We start from the raw sequence: 17,645 nt of genomic DNA, 5'->3' as shown, positions 1-17,645 counted from the left end.
GTTTACCAAAGGTCCCAAAGCAAGACCCATACCACTTTTCTTACAAAGAGTGAGGGCTTCATAGGGGAATACGGTGTCAGTCAAGTAATCAAAGTTAGGCAAATTCGAGCGAATTATTGGAAGGTTTCAGCGGCCCGCAAGACCGAGAGGCGGATTGTCGGCAATAATTTCTCAATTAATCAAGACATAAGAAGAGGCCCGGGACGCTGTCTTCGCGTCCCGGGCCGTCTCGTCAGACTAATTCGGCAGAATATTAATTATTAAAAAGCCCCTAGGCCCAATATTCAGCCTGCACAGTTACTGGACTCTGTGGTCTATTCCGCCGCTGCCGGAAGTTCCATCTCTGTCAGTCCGGTGTACCGCTTCAGATGGTGATCGATATTGCCGAACTCGGAATCGATCATCGTCAGGCGTTTGAAATAGTGTCCGACAGCCAGTTCGTCTGTCATGCCCATGCCGCCATGGATCTGCACGGCTTCCTGACCAATGAAGCGACCGGCTTGACCGATACGCACCTTGGCAGCGGATGCCGCCTTCTTGCGCGTGACTTGGTCTTCATCAAGCTTGAGCGTGGCCATGTAGGTCATGGAAATCGACTGCTCATGCTCCATGAACATATCGACCATGCGGTGCTGCAGCACCTGGAACTTTCCAATCGGAACGCCAAACTGCTTACGCTGGCGTGAATATTCGACCGTCATGGCGTGTGCCACCTTCATGGCGCCGCAGGCTTCGGCGCAGATCGCGGCGATGGCCTCGTCGGTAACGGTTTCGATCAACGGCAGACCATTGTCGACTTCGCCAATCACCGCTTCTGCGCCAACCGCGACGTTCTCGAAGTAGACTTCCGACGCGCGGCGACCATCGACCGTCGGATAATCGCGGGTGCTTACCCCCTGCGCATCCTTGGCAACGACGAAGACTGAAACGCCATTGCTGTCACGGCGATCACCTGACGTGCGCGCTGTCACAACGAAGTGGGTTGCCCAAGGCGCACCAATGACCACGGCCTTGTGCCCATTCAGGACAAAGCCGGCGCCGTCTTTCTTGGCGGTCGTCTCAAGATCGGCCAGATTATAGCGACCGCGCGGTTCTGCGTAAGCGAATGCAAAGATGTTCTCGCCCGACATGATGCCGCTAAGGTATTCTTCCTTTTGCGCATCCGTGCCGCGCTTGAGGAAACCACCACCGCAAACAACGCTCGGCACGTAAGGCTCGACCACGAGGCCCTTGCCGAACTCTTCCATAACAACCATCGCATCAATCGGGCCGCCACCAAGGCCGCCATCTTCTTCGCTGAACGGTGCCATCAAGAGACCAAGCTCAGCAAACTGTGCCCACATTTCAGGACGCCAGCCCGCTTCGGACTCGACCACCTTGCGGCGCGTGTCGAAATCATACTGCTCGCGGATCAGCCTCGAGAGGCTGTCGCGGATCATGTTCTGCTCTTCGGTGAAATTGAAGTCCATCTTCTATCCTCCCTGCCTCGTGCGCCCTAAAGGCCGAGGATCATCTTTGAAATAATGTTGCGCTGGATCTCGTTGGATCCACCGTAGATCGATGTCTTGCGCATGTTGAAATACGTTTCAGCCGCAAAGTTCGCATGGTCGGGACCGACGCCAAATCCGTCATTCCCCGTATTTTCCATGCCATAGCCATACGGAGCACCATAGTTTCCAACGGCCTCGAGCGTAAGCTCGGTCAAGCGCTGCTGGATCTCGGTTCCCTTCACTTTCAGGATCGAACTTTCGGGCCCGGGGCCTTTGCCTGCTGCCTCGGAAGCCAGCGTGCGAAGTTCAGTGAATTCCAAAGCGGTCAGGTCGATTTCGAGTTGGCTGATCTTGCGCGCAAAATCTTGCGATTGAAGCAATGGCTGACCATCAACCAGCTCTTCTGACGCGATACTGCGCAAGCGTTCAACGCCCCGCTTGGAGCGCGCAACGCCAGCGATACCGGAGCGCTCATGAGCAAGCAGGAATTTCGCGTAGGTCCAGCCTTCATTTTCCGTGCCGACGAGGTTTTCAACCGGAACGCGGACATCTGTCAGCCACGTCTCGTTCACTTCGTGCGTACCATCGATCAACTTGATCGGCTTCACTTCGATGCCCGGCGTGTTCATGTCGACAAGGATGAAGCTGATGCCTTCTTGAGGTTTCTTCGCCGTCGGGTCCGTACGGCAGAGGAAGAATCCCCAATCCGCGTGCTGCGCCAGTGTGGTCCAGGTCTTCTGGCCATTCAGAACATAATGGTCGCCGTCGCGAACCGCTGTCGTCTTGAGGCTTGCAAGGTCAGAACCTGCGCCTGGCTCGGAATAGCCTTGGCACCACCACACTTCGCCGGACCGAATGCCTGGCAGGTGACGAGCCTTCTGCTCTTCATTGCCGAATGTGTAGATAACTGGCGCAACCATCGACACACCGAATGGCAGAGGCATCAGCGCATCAACGCGAGCATTCTCTTCCGACCAGATATAACGCTGGGTAGAGGTCCAGCCGGTGCCGCCGTATTTTTCAGGCCATGCAGGTGTTGACCACCCCTTTTTACCGAGCACTTTGTGCCAGGCGAGGAATTCTTCGCGCGTAAGATCCTCACGCGACCCGATACCCTCAAGTTCTTTCGGATAGTTTTCGCGAATGAATTCGCGGACCTCATTGCGGAAGGCAATCTCTTCCGGCGAAAAATCGAGATTCATGACGGCTCCTCACTGTGCGCTTGATGCGCATCGTACTTATCCCCTCTAATTCAGCCATTTTCGGCTAAAGGCAAGGTGACGTGAGCGTAAACGTCAGGTTCTCGTCGCGTCAGGTCGCATTTGCCGCTGAAGGCTCAGCAATGAAAGGGGCACACGCTGTCTTGAGCAACCCAATTGCCGTAGCGGAACCCAGTCCGCCCCCGGTTTGAAACTCGAGTTGAAGGAGGGGTTGCAGGCCCAACCGCTCGACTGCCGCCTCATGAGCTGGTCGCCGTGTCACGTGCGATGCTATGCAGTGACTGATGGCCTTTGGTTCGATTGAATGCACAACCGCGGCGGCGATAGTGGTTGCAAATCCATCCAGAACCACCGGGATTCCCTGATGCCGCGCCGCAATGATTGCGCCGACACAGGCCGCCAATTCCCGACCGCCAAGATATCTGAGAGCTTGTAACGGATCAGCCAGATGCCCCCGATGCAAAGCCAGCGCGCGCGATACGACGTCCACTCGCCGCTCTACCAAATTGGCCGTGGATTGATTGTCCGGCCTGACCCAGTAATCCGGCGCTCCGCCATACAATGCGCACGCGACAGCCGCGGCGGCGGTGCCGACCCCTGCTCCGGAGACGGCAAGCGCGAGCAGATCCGGCTTTTCCTCGGTGGCCTCAAACCCGTATGCGATGGTCGCGGCACATTCCCGCTCGGTCATGGCCGGCTCCTCCGCAATACTTGGAGTTGGCTTGTCGATGGCAAGATCGAACACGCGTATGGCGGCTCCGGCCTGTGTTGCTATTGCCGACAGCGGCGCCTTGCCTTCCCGCAGTGCATCAACATGTGCGCGCGTATCCGTCTGACTTGAGAGCGAGACACCCTCTGACTGAAGGCCGTGTGAACTGGCGAACACTGCCAACACCGGGTTTTCGATACGTGGAGGAAAGCGATGCTGCCAATTAGCAAGCCATTCTGCGGCCTTGCCGAGACGACCGAAATCTCCCTCACGGCCCATTTCGAGCAATGCCGCACGCACTTTCTGGCCAGGGGCCGGATCCACATCCACCGACGCCTTAATTAGAGACCTGGCATCCGCCAATGGTGAAGTTTGTTGTGCCGGCTCACTCAAAGCAGGTTGCTCCCAATGCATTTGAAATCGATTTCATCTTATAGCAGACAACACATGTTAACTGCGACAAGGTTTTGTTACCTCGTTTATGAGATACTTGTGTCCTCTCGTGAGCTGACTAACCTAAATACATGACCACTCAACCCATAAAATCCCCTTGCATCAAAGTGTGCGCTGTAGACGCCTCTACAGGACTCTGTCTCGGTTGTGCACGGTCACTTAAGGAAATCGGAAGTTGGGTAAGACTGGGACCAGACGGACGCGAGAAGATAATGGCCGAATTGCCTGAGCGGATCACCCGGCTTGAAGCGCTCGGCAAACGCTAGGATTTCTCGATGTCCATAGGAAAGACCCTCGTATCCGGATTTGGCGCAGCTGTGCTGATTTCCGCAACTGTCGCTTTCTTTCTCGTCCCTAGGCTGGAGCAGCATCAGGCAGAGATTGCCACAATGCAACCGGATCCGGCACCGGCCCCGTCCGAGAAGCGCACATCGGTAAACTTTGCGGATGCCGCCATTATCGATCGCGAGTCAGATGGCCATTACTGGACCCGCGCCGAAGTGCATGGAACAGCGGTCAAGTTCATGGTCGATACCGGAGCCAGCACCGTCGCCTTGACCTTTCGTGATGCTCAGCGGATTGGTTTGAAACCGGAAACGCTGGACTACAAATGGGAAATTCGTACGGCTGGCGGCATCACATATGGCGCTGCCGTCACGCTGGATAATATTCGCATAGGCCAAGTCGAAATCGAACGTGTCGATGCCATGATCCTCAAGGACGGGCTCGAACAATCGCTCTTGGGTATGACCTATCTTGGCGAACTCTATTCATACGAGTTCAAGCAAAGCCAATTGATCATACGCCGGTAATTTTCTCACCGTTCTGGCCTTTTCCGACACCAACTTCCCACGCGAACCTTTCTGCATCGCCGGCCCATCGGGCATAGGCCACGCGACCCTCAAGTCCCGCTGCATCCATCAGGTCGCGATACCAGTAGTCAGCCCCGGCATTCAGCCTTTGCGGATGCACGCCCCAGAGCAGACAGGCCGTGCGCAAGCGCTGATCGTCCAATGACCCGTAAAGAATCGGTGCCGTTCCTCGGACTCTGGCAAAACGGGCGAGCCGATCAAAAGCGCCAGTACGTAGGGCCAGCGCTGTCGCACCTTCCGCCTCGGCCATACCCTGGGCCGTCTCTGCAACAACATCGATTGCGCTTTGCGCAGGTATGTCACCCGAAAACTGTTCCAGCGACCGCCGATAATCCTCAGCGCCCTCTGTGGCACGGATGATCCGGGACATGATGGCCACCGTGGTGGCGGGATGGCGTCCGACTGCGGTCTCACCTGACAGCATGACTGCGTCTGCGCCTTGATAGATGGCCGTGGCCACATCGGAAGCTTCGGCGCGGGTCGGGGCGGCATTCTCAATCATGGATTCCAACATCTGCGTCGCCACGATTACCGGCCGGCCCAGTCCGCGAGCACAACGTACGATCCGGCGCTGGATGACAGGCACGTCTTCAGGCGCATACTCAACACCGAGATCCCCTCGCGCGACCATCACAGCGTCGGCCGCGGCAACAATAGGCTCCAGGTTTGAAATGGCGGCAGGCTTTTCGAGTTTGGCGACAAGCGGTGCCCGACCAGCAATGATGGCCTTCACTTCTTCGATGTCTTCAACTGTCTGCACAAAGGACAATGCGACGAGATCAACGCCAATCTCGAGCGCGAAATCAAGGTCGGCGCGGTCTTTGTCGGTCAATGCTCGCACCGGCAGGGCCTTGCCGCGAACCGTGAAGCCCTTCTTGTCGGTCAACTTGCCAGGCACGTCAGCTCGCACCATCGGCTTGCTGCCTGCCTGAGTTACGGTGAACATCAGCTTGCCGTCATCCACCAGGATAACGTCGCCTTCTTCGAGGATTTCGACAATCTCGGCGTGCGGTACTGGAATGGTATCTTCCGCCTCGGTCGTCTCAGCGGCAACGACCGCATATTCCTTCTGATACCGCAGTCGCAGCTCTCCACCCGGCAGCGATCCGACGCGTACTTTGGGCCCCTGCAGGTCTCCCAGCGTAGCGAGGGGACGACCCGTTTCTTTTTCAGCGGCGCGCACAGCATCCAGGGCATCTTTGTGTGCACTGTACTCGCCATGGCTGAAGTTCAAGCGGAAGACGTCAACGCCTGCATAGGCCAATGCCAGAACTTCCTTCGGCGAGCGACTGCCCGGACCGAGTGTTGCGACAATCTTTGCGTTCTCACCAATTAGCCGATTTTCAGTCATTCCGCCCTCCTATGACAAGGTTGACACCGGTCCTATACGAGTCCCTTCGGGTATGCCAGCCGATCTGTTTTTCCCCCGCTCAATACACAAAAACTTCATGTGCGTGCATCCAATCGACCAAGTCGATGCATCTTCCTATGCAAAAGGAGAAATCGAGCATGAAATCAGCCCTCTTGGCCCTGTCTGTCCTGGCCGCCTGCGCCGTGCCCCTGTCACAAGCCGAAACGCCGCCCACCGAAGATCGGGTCGAACCTGTCCAGGTCATGGTGCTCGGCACCTATCATTTCGAAAATCCGGGCCTGGATCTGGTGAACACGGATGCAGATGATGTGTTGGCGCCGCACCGCCAGGCGGAACTGCAAGACCTGGCCGAGCGGCTGACCGCGTTTCGCCCCACCGCCATCGCCCTGGAGCGCATCCGCCAGACCGATGATGCGCTCGACCCGAACTTTGTGGACTTCGTCCCCGAGGATTTGACCCGAAAGCGCAACGAGAGGGTCCAGATCGGCTACCGCATCGCGCACGAGACCGGAATTGACCGGGTCTACGCAGTCGACACTCAGGATGGTGAAATCGCCTACTTTCCCTTCGATCGAGTGGAAGCCTTTGCTGCACGCACGGGCCGGGAAGACAAGATCACCAGTCTGATCGACACAATCAAGACCCAAGCCGAACTCCTTATGCAAGACCAGCCCTCAACCCCCATCGCAGAATTGCTGGCCCGACAGAATGACCCGGCTGTGATCCGCACCATGCATTCAGACTTTTACTATGGCCTGCTCGACATGTCGGATATCGAAGATGCTGCGGGTGCCGTTCTGAACTATGGCTGGTATGCTCGCAATGCCGAAATCTTCGCAAACATCACCGAAATTGCAGAACCAGGAGATCGGATCCTCATCGTATACGGATCAGGACACAACTATTGGCTGCGCCACTTCGCGCAGGAAACGCCCGGCTTCGAACTGGTCGAAGCCACCCCCTACCTCACCGATTAGTCGACAGCAAACGGATCATAATTGAGAATCGGCGCAAGCCAACGCTCCGCCTTGCGCGTCTCCCACCCCTTGCGCCGCGCGTAATCCTCGACCTGGTCTTTTTCGATACGTCCAACCGCAAAATATACGCTGTCGGGATGCGCGAAGTAGAGTCCCGAAACACTGGCTGCAGGCGTCATGGCGAAGCTGCTGGTCAGCGAAACGCCAATGCGCGCCTCAGGTTCGAGCAGGCGGAACAGGGTTTCCTTCTCGGTGTGTTCCGGCTGGCTCGGATAGCCGGGAGCCGGCCTGATGCCGCGATACTTCTCCTTGATCAGTTCAGGATTGGACAGGTCTTCATCGGGAGCATAAGCCCACAACTCCTTGCGGACACGCTCATGCATATATTCCGCCATCGCCTCTGCAAACCGGTCAGCCAGCGCCTTGACCATAATGGAGGAATAATCGTCGCCTCTCTTAATGAAGTCTTGCGCAATTTCCTCCGCGTGCGGACCTGAAGTAACGCAGAATCCTCCGATCCAGTCATCGCCTTCCGGTGCAACAAAGTCGGACAATGCGAAGTTGGCGCGGGAATTATCCTTCACCATTTGCTGGCGAAGCGTATAAAAGACATCCCCTGAATCGAGGCAAATATCATCGCCATCAGAATTTGCCCTCCAGAAGCCCACCACAGCTTTCGGCTTCAACCACGCTTCCCCGACGAGTTGTTGCATCATGGCTTGAGTGTCATTCCAAAGGCCGGTCGCAGCCTCGCCGACAATCTTGTCTTCCAATATCTGGGGATACTGACCCGCCAGGTCCCATGCCGAAAAATAGGGAGTCCAATCGATATAGCGCGCCAACGTCGCGAGATCAAAATCTTCAAAAGTCCGCACGCCCTCAAACGTTGGCTGTGGCGGCGTGTAAGTTTTCCAATCTAGTTTGAGCCTGGCCTCGCGCGCCTGACCTATCGGCAGTCGCGGTTTCGGCGGACCGCCCGCGCGCGCTTCGCGCATCCGCTCATAGCGTGCTTTGGTCTGCGTTACAAAGGCCGGTTTGTCGTCTTCGCTCAATAGCGTGCTGACGACGCCGACGGCACGGCTCGCATCGGACACATGCACAACAGGGGCTGTTCGGATGACCGGATCAATCTTGACCGCCGTATGAGCGGGACTGGTCGTAGCACCACCAATCAGGAGTGGCTGTTTCATACCACGCCGTTCCATTTCGGAAGCAACATAGACCATCTCATCAAGACTTGGTGTAATCAGGCCTGAAAGCCCGATGATATCGACACCCTCTTTTTCGGCCGTATCCAGAATGGTTTCTGCGGCCACCATGACACCAAGATCCAGGATCTCATAACCGTTGCAGGCCAGAACCACGCCCACAATATTCTTGCCGATGTCGTGAACATCTCCCTTCACAGTCGCCATCAGAACCTTACCATTCGAAACATCCACAGTGCCGAGGCGCTGCTTCTCCTCCTCCATGTAAGGTTCGAGCCAAGCGACAGCCTGTTTCATGACGCGCGCGGACTTCACCACTTGCGGCAGGAACATCTTGCCGGAGCCGAACAGGTCGCCAACGACATTCATCCCGTCCATCAGGGGGCCTTCGATGACATGCAGCGGACGCTCGACCGATTGGCGCGCTTCCTCGGTATCCGCATCAATGTATTCGGTAATGCCGTGCACGAGCGCGTATTCGAGCCGCTTCGCGACAGGCGCCTCGCGCCAGGACAGATCCTTCTCGGCCGTCTTTCCTTTCTGGCCCTTGAAGCCTTCAGCTATCTCGATCAGCCGTTCAGTGGCATCCTCGCGACGGTTCAGAATCACGTCTTCGACGCGCTCGCGCAGGTCAGCCTCGATATCATCATAGATATCGAGTTGGCCGGCATTGACGATGCCCATGTCCATGCCTGCCGGAATGGCATGATAGAGGAAGACAGAATGCATGGCGCGCCGAACGGGCTCATTGCCTCGGAAGCTGAATGAGACATTCGAGAGCCCACCGGATATATGACATCCCGGGCATGTTTTGCGAATTTCGCGCGTCGCCTCAATGAAGTCGACCGCGTAATTGTTATGTTCTTCTATGCCCGTTGCGACGGCAAAGACATTCGGGTCAAAGATGATGTCTTCAGCGGGGAACCCGACTTCTTCAGTGAGAATTCTGAAAGCACGTTGGCAGATCTCGACCTTGCGGTCTTTGGTGTCGGCCTGACCCACTTCATCAAACGCCATAACCACGACGGCCGCGCCGTAAGCGAGGCAGGCTCGCGCCTGCTTCCGGAACGTCTCTTCGCCTTCCTTCATGGAAATGGAGTTGACGATCGCCTTGCCTTGAACACATTTCAGGCCAGCCTCGATCACCTCCCATTTGGAAGAGTCGATCATGACCGGGACACGGGCAATGTCCGGCTCGGCGGCGATCAGGTTCAGAAAGGTGCGCATGGCCTCGGCGCCATCCAGCATGCCTTCATCCATGTTTACGTCGATCACCTGCGCGCCGCTCTCGACCTGCTGTCGCGCGACCTCAACGGCATCCGCGTAACGACCTTCGGTGATCATTTTCCGGAAACGCGCAGAACCTGTCACATTGGTACGTTCACCAATGTTCACAAAAGATTGGGAAGCTGCAATTGTCATTTTCTCGTTTTCCCGGCGTCTAGCGGCCAGTTGCCATCGACCACAGAGGGAAACCCGTCTGCAGGACGATTATACCAATAAATCCAGGCGGTTTCGCCTGACTCAGCCCCGGTGTCATCCAACAGGGAAATTCGTTTACGCAAGTATAGACTGGTCACCGGGTCGTTGGTTACGTCCTCGAAGGCATCCATTGCTGACATGATCGCTGTATCGCCGATCCGCCAGCGAATACCACGGCAAAGCTCATTACCCTCGATGACGCCCGGAAAACCTCCAAGATCGATCATCCGCCCTCGAAAGCGGCAGGGCGCCCCGAAGACACCCGCACTGTCCAGCGGCAGATCGGCGGGTTGCCCGGCCGCGCCCAGCTTGAGCAGTCCATAGAAAACGAAAAGGTCTCCGACCTCCACGGCTCTGGCCGTCATGAGGCCACCTCGAATGGCTCCAGCCCCGACAGGCGCATCGTGTGTTTGCTCGGCGCCGGGTCACGTGGCTTTATGCTGTCGACTGCGTTGGCGATCGCCGCGATATGTTCCGGGGTGGTACCACAACAACCACCCAGAATGTTCACAAGACCATCCTTCGCCCAACCACCTACAGAACCGGATGTTTCTTCAGGTTGCTCATCATACTGGCCCATTTCATTCGGCAGACCAGCATTCGGATAGGCAGCGACAAGCGTGTCCGCTACGCGTGACAGAGCCGCAATGTACGGCCTCATCAAGTCAGCGCCAAGCGCACAATTGAATCCGATAGCAAAAGGCTTCGCGTGACGTACCGAGTTCCAGAACGCCTCGACCGTCTGGCCGGACAGTGTACGACCAGACCGGTCAGTAATCGTGCCGGAAATCCAGATGGGCAGTTGGTCCATGCCCTCTTCTTCAAGGTCCATGATCGCCTTTATCGCCGCCTTGCAATTCAGAGTGTCTGTAATCGTCTCAATCAGGTAGAGATCGACCCCACCCTCGTTCAGCGCACGGATTTGTTGGCGATAGGCTTCATAGACCTCATCAAAGGTCACAGACCGAGCGCCTGGATCGTTCACATCCGATGACATGGACAACATCTTGTTTAGAGGCCCGATGGAGCCCGCCAGGAACCTCGGCTTGTCCGGCGTCTTCGCCGTCCACGCATCGGCCGCAGCCCGGCCGAGCTTCGCCCCTTCCAGATTGATGTCCCAGACAGATTGCGGGTCCAGCTTGTAGTCATCCTGCGCGATGACCGTTGCGCTGAACGTGTTGGTCTCGGAAATGTCGGCACCTGCTCCATAATAGGCATCATGCAGGTCGGTCACGATATCCGGCCGCGTCAGGCACAAAACATCATTGTTTCCTTTCATCTGGCCGGGATAATCAGACTCGCTGAACCGAGTCCCTCGGTAATCTCCCTCCTCCAGGCCGCGCCTCTGAATCATGACCCCCCACGATCCATCGAGAATGAGAATTCGTTCCTTGGCGGCTGCCTTCAGGGCGCTGATGCGATCTTGTCTGTTCATGGCTCAAGCGGCCTCAACTGGTTTGGGTTTCAGTCCGAGCAGGCGACAGGTGGACAAAGCCAACCCAGCCCGGTTCAGCGTGTAAAAATGGAAATCGGAGACCCCCTCATCGGACAATTTCCGACAAAGGTCCGCCGCAACGTTAGCTGTTACTAGTTCCCGCGTTTCCTGATCATCCTCAAGGCCCTCATAGAGCTCATGCAGCCAGGTCGGCAGTGATGCGCCACACAGTTGAGATATACGCTTCAAGCCCTTGAAATTCGGTTGCAGCATGATGCCCGGCACAATGGGCATGGTAACACCACCTGCACGAGCCTTTTCCAGAAAATTCAGATAGATTTCCGGCTCGAAGAAGAATTGCGTGATTGCTCGGTCCGCACCTGCGTCTTGCTTTGCTTTCAGAAACGCGATTTCGGCGTCCCACCCCTGACTCTCAGGATGAAGCTCAGGATAACAGGACACAGAAATCTCGAAGCAGCGACCGAGATCGGGCCGATGGGCACGAATGCCTTCAATCAAATCGATTGAATCCCTGAACCCACCGGGGTGCTGTTCGAATTTCTCGCCCATGCCACTCGGTGGATCACCGCGAAGGGCAACAATATGCCTTACCCCAGCGTCCCAGTAATCTTCCGCAACGGACAGCACTTCATCCTTGGTTGCACTGACGCACGTCAAGTGACCAGCCGGTCGCAAATGGGTCTGTTGAGCAATCCGGCGAACAGTGTCGTGGGTACGCTCACGCGTAGATCCCCCGGCGCCATAAGTGACGGAAACAAAATTCGGAGTCATCGGCTCGAGGCGCTCAACCGTTTCCCACAGGCGATCAGCCATCGCTTCGGATTTCGGCGGAAAAAACTCGAATGAAACAGACGGCGAGCCTGCCTGCCGAGGGGTAGCGAGCGAGCTCATGCGACATGCTCCTTGGGTTTGGCGGACTTGACCGCCTTCCAGATATTTACGGTGAGACCATCCTGTTCACCTTCGGGAGGCGCAAAGGAACGCGGCTCGAAGAGGTCGAGGCCCACATCGGCAGACCACACAGCCATAGCTTCGTGCGCCATACCCAACCGGTGATGGCCATACTCGGCGCGCAAAAACTCCAGATCATGCGGTGCGAAATCCACGATCAGGAGCTGGCCGCCGGGCTTCAGCACACGGCTAGCCTCCGCGATCGCCCGATTTGGCGCGTCCATATAGTGAAGAACCTGATGAATGATCACCAAATCAGCAGAGTTGTCGTCAAACGGTACAGCTGTCACGTTCCCCTGACGCACGCGGGCACCAAGCACGCCTTGCTGTTCCAGATTTGCCCGCGCGACAGTGAGCATATGATGACTTAGGTCAATGCCCTCTGCTTCCTCGGCCAAAGGTGCAAATAGGCTCAGCATACGTCCGGTACCGGTTCCGAAATCCAGGACGCGCCCAAATGGTCCCTTCCCCGCGAGTTCGACTAGAGCCCCCTCGATCAAATCGTTGGGATAGTGAAGAGACCGCAAGCGGTCCCACGTCTCAGCGATGTTTGAGAAGTAAGCTTCAGCTGATTCCGCACGCGCAGCGCTCACTTCGTCCAGACGTGCTGCATCACGAGCTAGTTCCGGCTCGTCTCGATCCAGTTGCGCAAACAAGGAATCCAGAAATGCTTTTCCATACGACCCGGTTGAAGCGCGGTAGAAGACAAATGAACCTTCAGGCAAACGCTCAACCAAACCTGCAGCCGTGAGCGCCTTCAGGTGGTGAGACAGGCGAGGCTGGGACTGCTCCAATACCTGCACCAGTTCCCCGACCGACAGGTCGCGCTGGCGCAACAGGGCCAACACCCTCAAACGAGTGGGCTCCCCTGCTGCGCGCAGAGCCTCAATCATGGATGACAGCCGTGAAGTCATTTAATGATATAAACATTGATTTATATGTTTTTGCAACACAGCTTTACAGAAATATCACCTATGCGTGTTTCGGTAGAGATTGAGAGTTGAAGCGCCAGCGCTTAACTACCATCTACCGGCTTCCACAACGGGGTTATCCACACATGACACAGCGACTCTTTGCTGCGGTTCTTGCCATGGGGCTAGGAGCCTGTGCGTCCACACAAAACCTTGAATCCGGCACCGTTCCCGATCCTTACGAAGGCTTCAACCGTCAGATGTTCGCCTTCAATAGTGGCGTAGACAAGTATGCGCTCGGCCCCGCAGCAGACGTGTATGAGACGGTGACCCCCGAGTACGGTCGCGACCGACTGAGCGACTTCCTTCACAACTTGAAGTCTCCAGTGATCTTTGTGAACGATGTCCTGCAGGGCGAGAGTGATCGCGCTAGCGAAACATTTGCTCGATTTTTTCTGAACTCGACGCTGGGTATCGCCGGACTTTGGGACGTTGCTGAGTATACCGGTATTGAGAAGCACAATGAGGATTTTGGACAAACCCTTGCTGTGTGGGGTGTCGACAGCGGCCCCTTCCTGATCCTGCCCCTCATGGGTCCAACAACGCCGCGTGACCTGTTCGGTAGCGGTGTGGATCGTGCGCTAGATCCGCTTGTCTGGACAGAGTTCGATAACAATCCCGACCTCGACGATCACATCGAAATGGGTCGTGGAATTCTCGGAGGGCTGAATGCCCGCGTCGCCCTCGATGATGCGCTGGAGCAACTGAATGCTCAGCCAGAGCCCTACATCGCTTTGCGGAGACTTTATTCATCCCAGCGTCAGGCAGAAATACGTAATGGTCGCATAGACGAGGAAGATGCTTACGAGGATCTCCCTGATTTTGACGAATTTGAAGAGTAGGTCCGGGGCGTGATGACCACCAACAGGAGCGAAATGTGAAACGCTACTACCGATATTTTGCATTGGCTGGCGCTGCAGTATTGATGCTTGCCCCAACCAGCCGGGCAGACGCAAAGACAGAATCCTATGTTCAGGAGAATGCCAGTGACGTATTGGCATCGCTGAACGATCCGTCCCTGGACTCAGAAGAGCGCACAGAAAAATTCAATACTTACATGGATGAGTTCACCGACATGACTGCGGTGTCCAACTTTGCCATTGGCAAGTATGCACGCCGCTTCAGCGAAGATGAGTTAGCTCGCTACCGGAAAGTTTTTCGGGAGTATGCACTCGCAGTTTATGAGAATGAACTCGACGCCTATCGCGGAGAAGCCGTGATCGTAAAGGATTCGGTGGATCGATCTGCGACCGATTCGATCGTCAACACGGTCATTAAGCGTCAGGACGGCAAAGACATGGATGTGCGGTGGCGCGTTCTGACCCGCGACGGCAAGTATCAGGTCGTAGACGTTGCCCTGAATCTGGACGGTAATTTGATCTGGCTCGCAATCGAACAGCGCGCCCAATTCCTCGCTTTGCTAGACCGCTCGAACGGCTCGGCCGAGGCCTTGATTGACAAGATCGAAAGCATGAAGCGGAAGCTGGAAACCGAGAAGCGAAGCTAGTCGTCTGAAATCAGCCAAAGATCAATAGCCCCCACCAGACGGCTGGTTGGGGGCTTTTTTACGTGTGGCTTACACGCTCCAGCTGCGGAACGGTTTTCCAGTCAGCTCCCGAAAGCGACTCGCATCAGTTTTCAGCTTCTGCGCCAGATTAGAACGAATCCTGTCGTCGAATTCTGGAACTTCGACGGGTTTCCTCGTTTTGACCGCTGCGCGCAGGGAGTCGATGAGGACTCGCGGCGTGCGCGAACGGACGTATCTCCCTATACCTGTATCTCGCATTTGCCCCCACCAACGAGGCATTTTGCGAATTTCCTCTCCCGAATTTGCCTCGGGCAGATTGCTCAAATGTTCGACGGCCGAAGGTGCCAGACCGATATGCTCTGCGATCCGCCTGAGCACGGAGGAAGAGTTGGCAAGCAGATCGTTGAAATCTACGATTAAAATGTCGTCTTTAGACCAATACTCAAAGTAGGGCTCCAACTGGTAAGCATATTTGCTAACCATAAGTATGTGCTCACCCTCATGTGTGTCGAACACATCAGCCGGCTCAGCGAGAGATGCTGAATGCATGAATGTATGCTTGTATTGGGACTCGGCCCGCGCAACGGGATCCCGGGCGATAAAGATCAGCTTCGAGTTCGGAGCATTTTCATAGGTCCGCGCTGGTGCGCCTGGAAACATGTCCCGCTTTGTATAGTTCGGACAAAAATCCACCCAAGGAAGGTCCGAATTGCCAAACTGTTTGCGATACCAGCCGAGGCCTCGCGCAAAATTTTCTTTGGACAGATAAAAGTCGGTTTCCTTGCATTCCGGCACGGCCACTAGACCGCTTTCAAGGAATACTCGGTACAGGGCGGTCGTGCCAGCTCGCATCGCCCCAATGACGATTGCGTCAGCCGCAGTCTTGTCCCCTGGTTCGCCGGTCTGGATCATCGTCGAACATTCCCGCATTGTCATGGGCACAAATGCCCAATTCGAGCATATACGCACATTCTGTCCCCACCCTTCAAAGGGTGAGCCTCTTATCGGCAAAGGAATGACAATGCGCAAGCATTTCGTTAACCAATGTTAACAAAATTCGAATTTATACCAAAATTCGATCACACTTCTCACTACCCGCAAAGCAAACGCTCATCAGTAATGCGATGACAATTCATTTTTAGTTTGGGCCAACAAGTACGGCCCGACTTCCAGCGGGCCGAAAATCTTGCCAATCAGCGGGCAAATTTCTTGAACTTCAGACGCTTGGGATTGACGGCATCCTCACCTAAGCGGCGCTTCTTGTCTTCAAGGTAGGAAGAAAAGTCGCCTTCGAACCATTCAACATGGGAATCGCCCTCGAATGCGAGAATGTGCGTTGCCATACGGTCCAGGAACCAGCGATCGTGCGAAATGATCACCGCGCAGCCGGGGAAATTGTCGAGACCTTCTTCGAGCGCCTGCAAGGTTTCCACGTCGAGATCGTTGGTCGGTTCATCTAGCAGAAGCAAATTGTGGCTACCTTTGAGCATCTTGGCGAGATGGACACGATTACGCTCACCACCAGACAGGAGCCCGACTTTTTTCTGTTGATCTGTGCCCTTGAAGTTGAACGCGCCAACATATGCGCGCGACATAACCTCAACTCCTCCCAGGTCAATGACATCCGTCCCCCCGGAGATTTCCTCCCAGACATTCTTGTCGGAATCGAGTTTGTCGCGGCTCTGGTCAACATAGCCAATCTTCACCGTATCACCGATGCGCAGGCTACCCTGGTCTGGCTTCTCCTGCTCAAGGATCATCTTGAACAAAGTCGATTTACCCGCACCATTCGGGCCGATGACACCAACAATACCACCAGGGGGCAATTTGAAGTCCAGATTTTCGATCAGGAGATTGTCGCCGAATGCCTTTCGCAACCCTTCCGCCTCCAGAACGACTCCACCAAGGCGCGGGCCGGGGGGAATCCGGATTTGTGCGGTCATGACCTTCTCGCGCTCAGCCTGCGATGCCATTTCCTCATAGGCGTTGATACGCGCCTTGGATTTTGCCTGACGCGCCTTCTGACCAGAACGAACCCACTCAAGTTCCTTCGCTAGGGTGCGCTTGCGACCGGACTCTTCACGCGCCTCCTGCTCCATCCGCTTGGCCTTTTGCTCAACCCAGCCGGAATAGTTGCCCTGGAAGGGAACACCGCGGCCACGGTCGAGTTCGAGGATCCAGCTGGTAATATCATCAAGGAAGTATCGGTCGTGGGTCACGAGGATCACACAGCCCGGGAAGTTGATCAGATAATTTTGCAGCCACGCGACGGTTTCGGCATCGAGGTGGTTGGTCGGTTCATCCATCAGGATCATGTCGGGCTTTGAAAGAAGCAGCTGGCAGATCGCGACACGGCGAACCTCGCCGCCGGACAGGCTTTCCACATCGGCGTCATCATCGGGGCAGCGCAGCGCGTTCATCGCCATCGAAATCTTGGAGTCGATGTCCCATGCGTCAGCCGCATCGATCTTCTCCTGCAGCGCCGTCATCTGCTCCATCAACTCGTCGGAATAGTCTTCGCCAAGCTTTTCTGAAATGGTGTTGAACTCGTCCAGCATCTGCTTTTCAGGGCATTTTGAAGCGACATTGTCGAACACGCTAAGTTTGGGGTCGAGTTTCGGCTCCTGCGGCAGGTAACCGACTTTCACGCCCTCGGCCGCCCAGGCTTCGCCTTGAAAGTCCTTGTCTTCACCCGCCATGATACGCAGCAGCGTGGACTTACCAGACCCGTTGACACCGACGACACCGATCTTGGCATCCGGCAGGAAATTCAGGTGAATGTTCTCGAACACCTTCTTGCCACCGGCATATGCCTTGGTCAGGCCTTGCATTTGGAATACGATTTGGGGACCGGCCATTGAAAGCGTCTCCTGAAACTTTGGGGGAATATGTCGCCTCAGTTACGCGGACGTGGCCGAAAATCAAGCGGGTAAGCGCAACCTGTTCTGAGAAACAT

16 protein-coding genes are annotated in these 17,645 nt (G+C 55.9%); 5 read left to right on the top strand and 11 right to left on the bottom strand.

From position 1 onward, the window contains the following. Positions 1-314: 314 nt before the first annotated feature. From B2P82_RS09650 to B2P82_RS09640, 3 genes are all read right to left on the bottom strand, one after another. Positions 315-1,469, bottom strand: a complete 1,155-nt coding sequence (locus tag B2P82_RS09650) for an acyl-CoA dehydrogenase family protein (RefSeq protein WP_290496877.1) — start codon at positions 1,467-1,469, stop codon at positions 315-317. 26 nt (positions 1,470-1,495) lie between these two features. Beyond that, a complete protein-coding gene (locus tag B2P82_RS09645; RefSeq protein ID WP_206990712.1) occupies positions 1,496-2,692 on the bottom strand; it encodes an acyl-CoA dehydrogenase family protein in 1,197 nt (398 codons plus the stop codon). 109 nt (positions 2,693-2,801) lie between these two features. Beyond that, on the bottom strand, positions 2,802-3,743 hold the full coding sequence (locus B2P82_RS09640) for a nicotinate-nucleotide--dimethylbenzimidazole phosphoribosyltransferase (protein WP_242517322.1): 942 nt from the start codon (positions 3,741-3,743) through the stop codon (positions 2,802-2,804). A 200-nt stretch (positions 3,744-3,943) separates the two neighbouring features. Here B2P82_RS09640 and B2P82_RS09635 point away from each other — a divergent pair, with 200 nt between their 5' ends. Both B2P82_RS09635 and B2P82_RS09630 read left to right on the top strand, forming a co-directional pair. After that, entirely contained in the window at positions 3,944-4,138 is a 195-nt protein-coding gene (locus B2P82_RS09635; RefSeq protein ID WP_206990714.1) for a DUF1289 domain-containing protein, read from the top strand. Positions 4,139-4,147: 9 nt separating this feature from the next. Continuing rightward, positions 4,148-4,684, top strand: coding sequence for a retropepsin-like aspartic protease family protein (locus tag B2P82_RS09630; RefSeq protein ID WP_206990715.1), 537 nt, complete (start codon positions 4,148-4,150; stop codon positions 4,682-4,684). On the opposite strand, the gene pyk is transcribed toward B2P82_RS09630, so the two are convergent. Further along, positions 4,671-6,095 carry a pyruvate kinase gene (gene pyk, locus B2P82_RS09625; protein WP_206990716.1) on the bottom strand — a complete coding sequence of 475 codons (1,425 nt, stop codon included), beginning with the start codon at positions 6,093-6,095 and terminating at the stop codon, positions 4,671-4,673. The genes B2P82_RS09630 and pyk overlap by 14 nt on opposite strands. Before the next feature lie 158 nt (positions 6,096-6,253). Here pyk and B2P82_RS09620 point away from each other — a divergent pair, with 158 nt between their 5' ends. Then, positions 6,254-7,093 (top strand): DUF5694 domain-containing protein, encoded by an 840-nt coding sequence (locus B2P82_RS09620; RefSeq protein ID WP_290496876.1) that lies wholly within the window; start codon positions 6,254-6,256, stop codon positions 7,091-7,093. Here the strand turns inward: B2P82_RS09620 and metH are convergent. Genes metH through B2P82_RS09595 form a run of 5 tightly spaced genes read right to left on the bottom strand, consistent with a single transcriptional unit; the run spans position 7,090 to position 13,083 of the window. Beyond that, positions 7,090-9,723 (bottom strand): methionine synthase, encoded by a 2,634-nt coding sequence (gene metH, locus B2P82_RS09615; RefSeq protein WP_290496875.1) that lies wholly within the window; start codon positions 9,721-9,723, stop codon positions 7,090-7,092. The genes B2P82_RS09620 and metH overlap by 4 nt on opposite strands. After that, positions 9,720-10,148, bottom strand: a complete 429-nt coding sequence (locus B2P82_RS09610; RefSeq protein ID WP_290479620.1) for a gamma-glutamylcyclotransferase family protein — start codon at positions 10,146-10,148, stop codon at positions 9,720-9,722. The genes metH and B2P82_RS09610 overlap by 4 nt, the downstream gene beginning before the upstream one ends. Continuing rightward, on the bottom strand, positions 10,145-11,218 hold the full coding sequence (locus B2P82_RS09605) for a homocysteine S-methyltransferase family protein (RefSeq protein WP_290496874.1): 1,074 nt from the start codon (positions 11,216-11,218) through the stop codon (positions 10,145-10,147). Before B2P82_RS09605 ends, B2P82_RS09610 begins: the two co-directional genes overlap by 4 nt. A 3-nt stretch (positions 11,219-11,221) precedes the next feature. Then, positions 11,222-12,130 carry a methylenetetrahydrofolate reductase [NAD(P)H] gene (metF, locus tag B2P82_RS09600; protein ID WP_290496871.1) on the bottom strand — a complete coding sequence of 303 codons (909 nt, stop codon included), beginning with the start codon at positions 12,128-12,130 and terminating at the stop codon, positions 11,222-11,224. Next, on the bottom strand, positions 12,127-13,083 hold the full coding sequence (locus B2P82_RS09595; protein ID WP_290496869.1) for an ArsR/SmtB family transcription factor: 957 nt from the start codon (positions 13,081-13,083) through the stop codon (positions 12,127-12,129). Before B2P82_RS09595 ends, metF begins: the two co-directional genes overlap by 4 nt. A gap of 164 nt (positions 13,084-13,247) precedes the next feature. On the opposite strand from B2P82_RS09595, the gene B2P82_RS09590 reads away from it, so the two are divergent. Then, entirely contained in the window at positions 13,248-14,003 is a 756-nt protein-coding gene (locus B2P82_RS09590) for an MlaA family lipoprotein (protein ID WP_206990723.1), read from the top strand. Positions 14,004-14,038: 35 nt separating this feature from the next. Further along, complete coding sequence (locus tag B2P82_RS09585; RefSeq protein WP_290496865.1) at positions 14,039-14,668, top strand: MlaC/ttg2D family ABC transporter substrate-binding protein; 630 nt, start codon at positions 14,039-14,041, stop codon at positions 14,666-14,668. 69 nt (positions 14,669-14,737) lie between these two features. Here the strand turns inward: B2P82_RS09585 and B2P82_RS09580 are convergent, their stop codons facing one another. Beyond that, positions 14,738-15,601, bottom strand: a complete 864-nt coding sequence (locus B2P82_RS09580) for a sulfotransferase family protein (protein WP_290496863.1) — start codon at positions 15,599-15,601, stop codon at positions 14,738-14,740. Between the two features lie 281 nt (positions 15,602-15,882). After that, a complete protein-coding gene (ettA, locus tag B2P82_RS09575) occupies positions 15,883-17,547 on the bottom strand; it encodes an energy-dependent translational throttle protein EttA (RefSeq protein ID WP_206990725.1) in 1,665 nt (554 codons plus the stop codon). Between the last annotated feature and the right edge of the window lie 98 nt (positions 17,548-17,645).

Source organism: Hyphomonas sp. UBA4494 (assembly GCF_002388935.1).
In the GTDB taxonomy this organism is placed as follows: Bacteria; Pseudomonadota; Alphaproteobacteria; order Caulobacterales; family Hyphomonadaceae; genus Hyphomonas.
The sequence above is the reverse complement of the archived record's forward strand: the minus strand, read 5'-3'. Positions and strand labels throughout refer to the sequence as shown.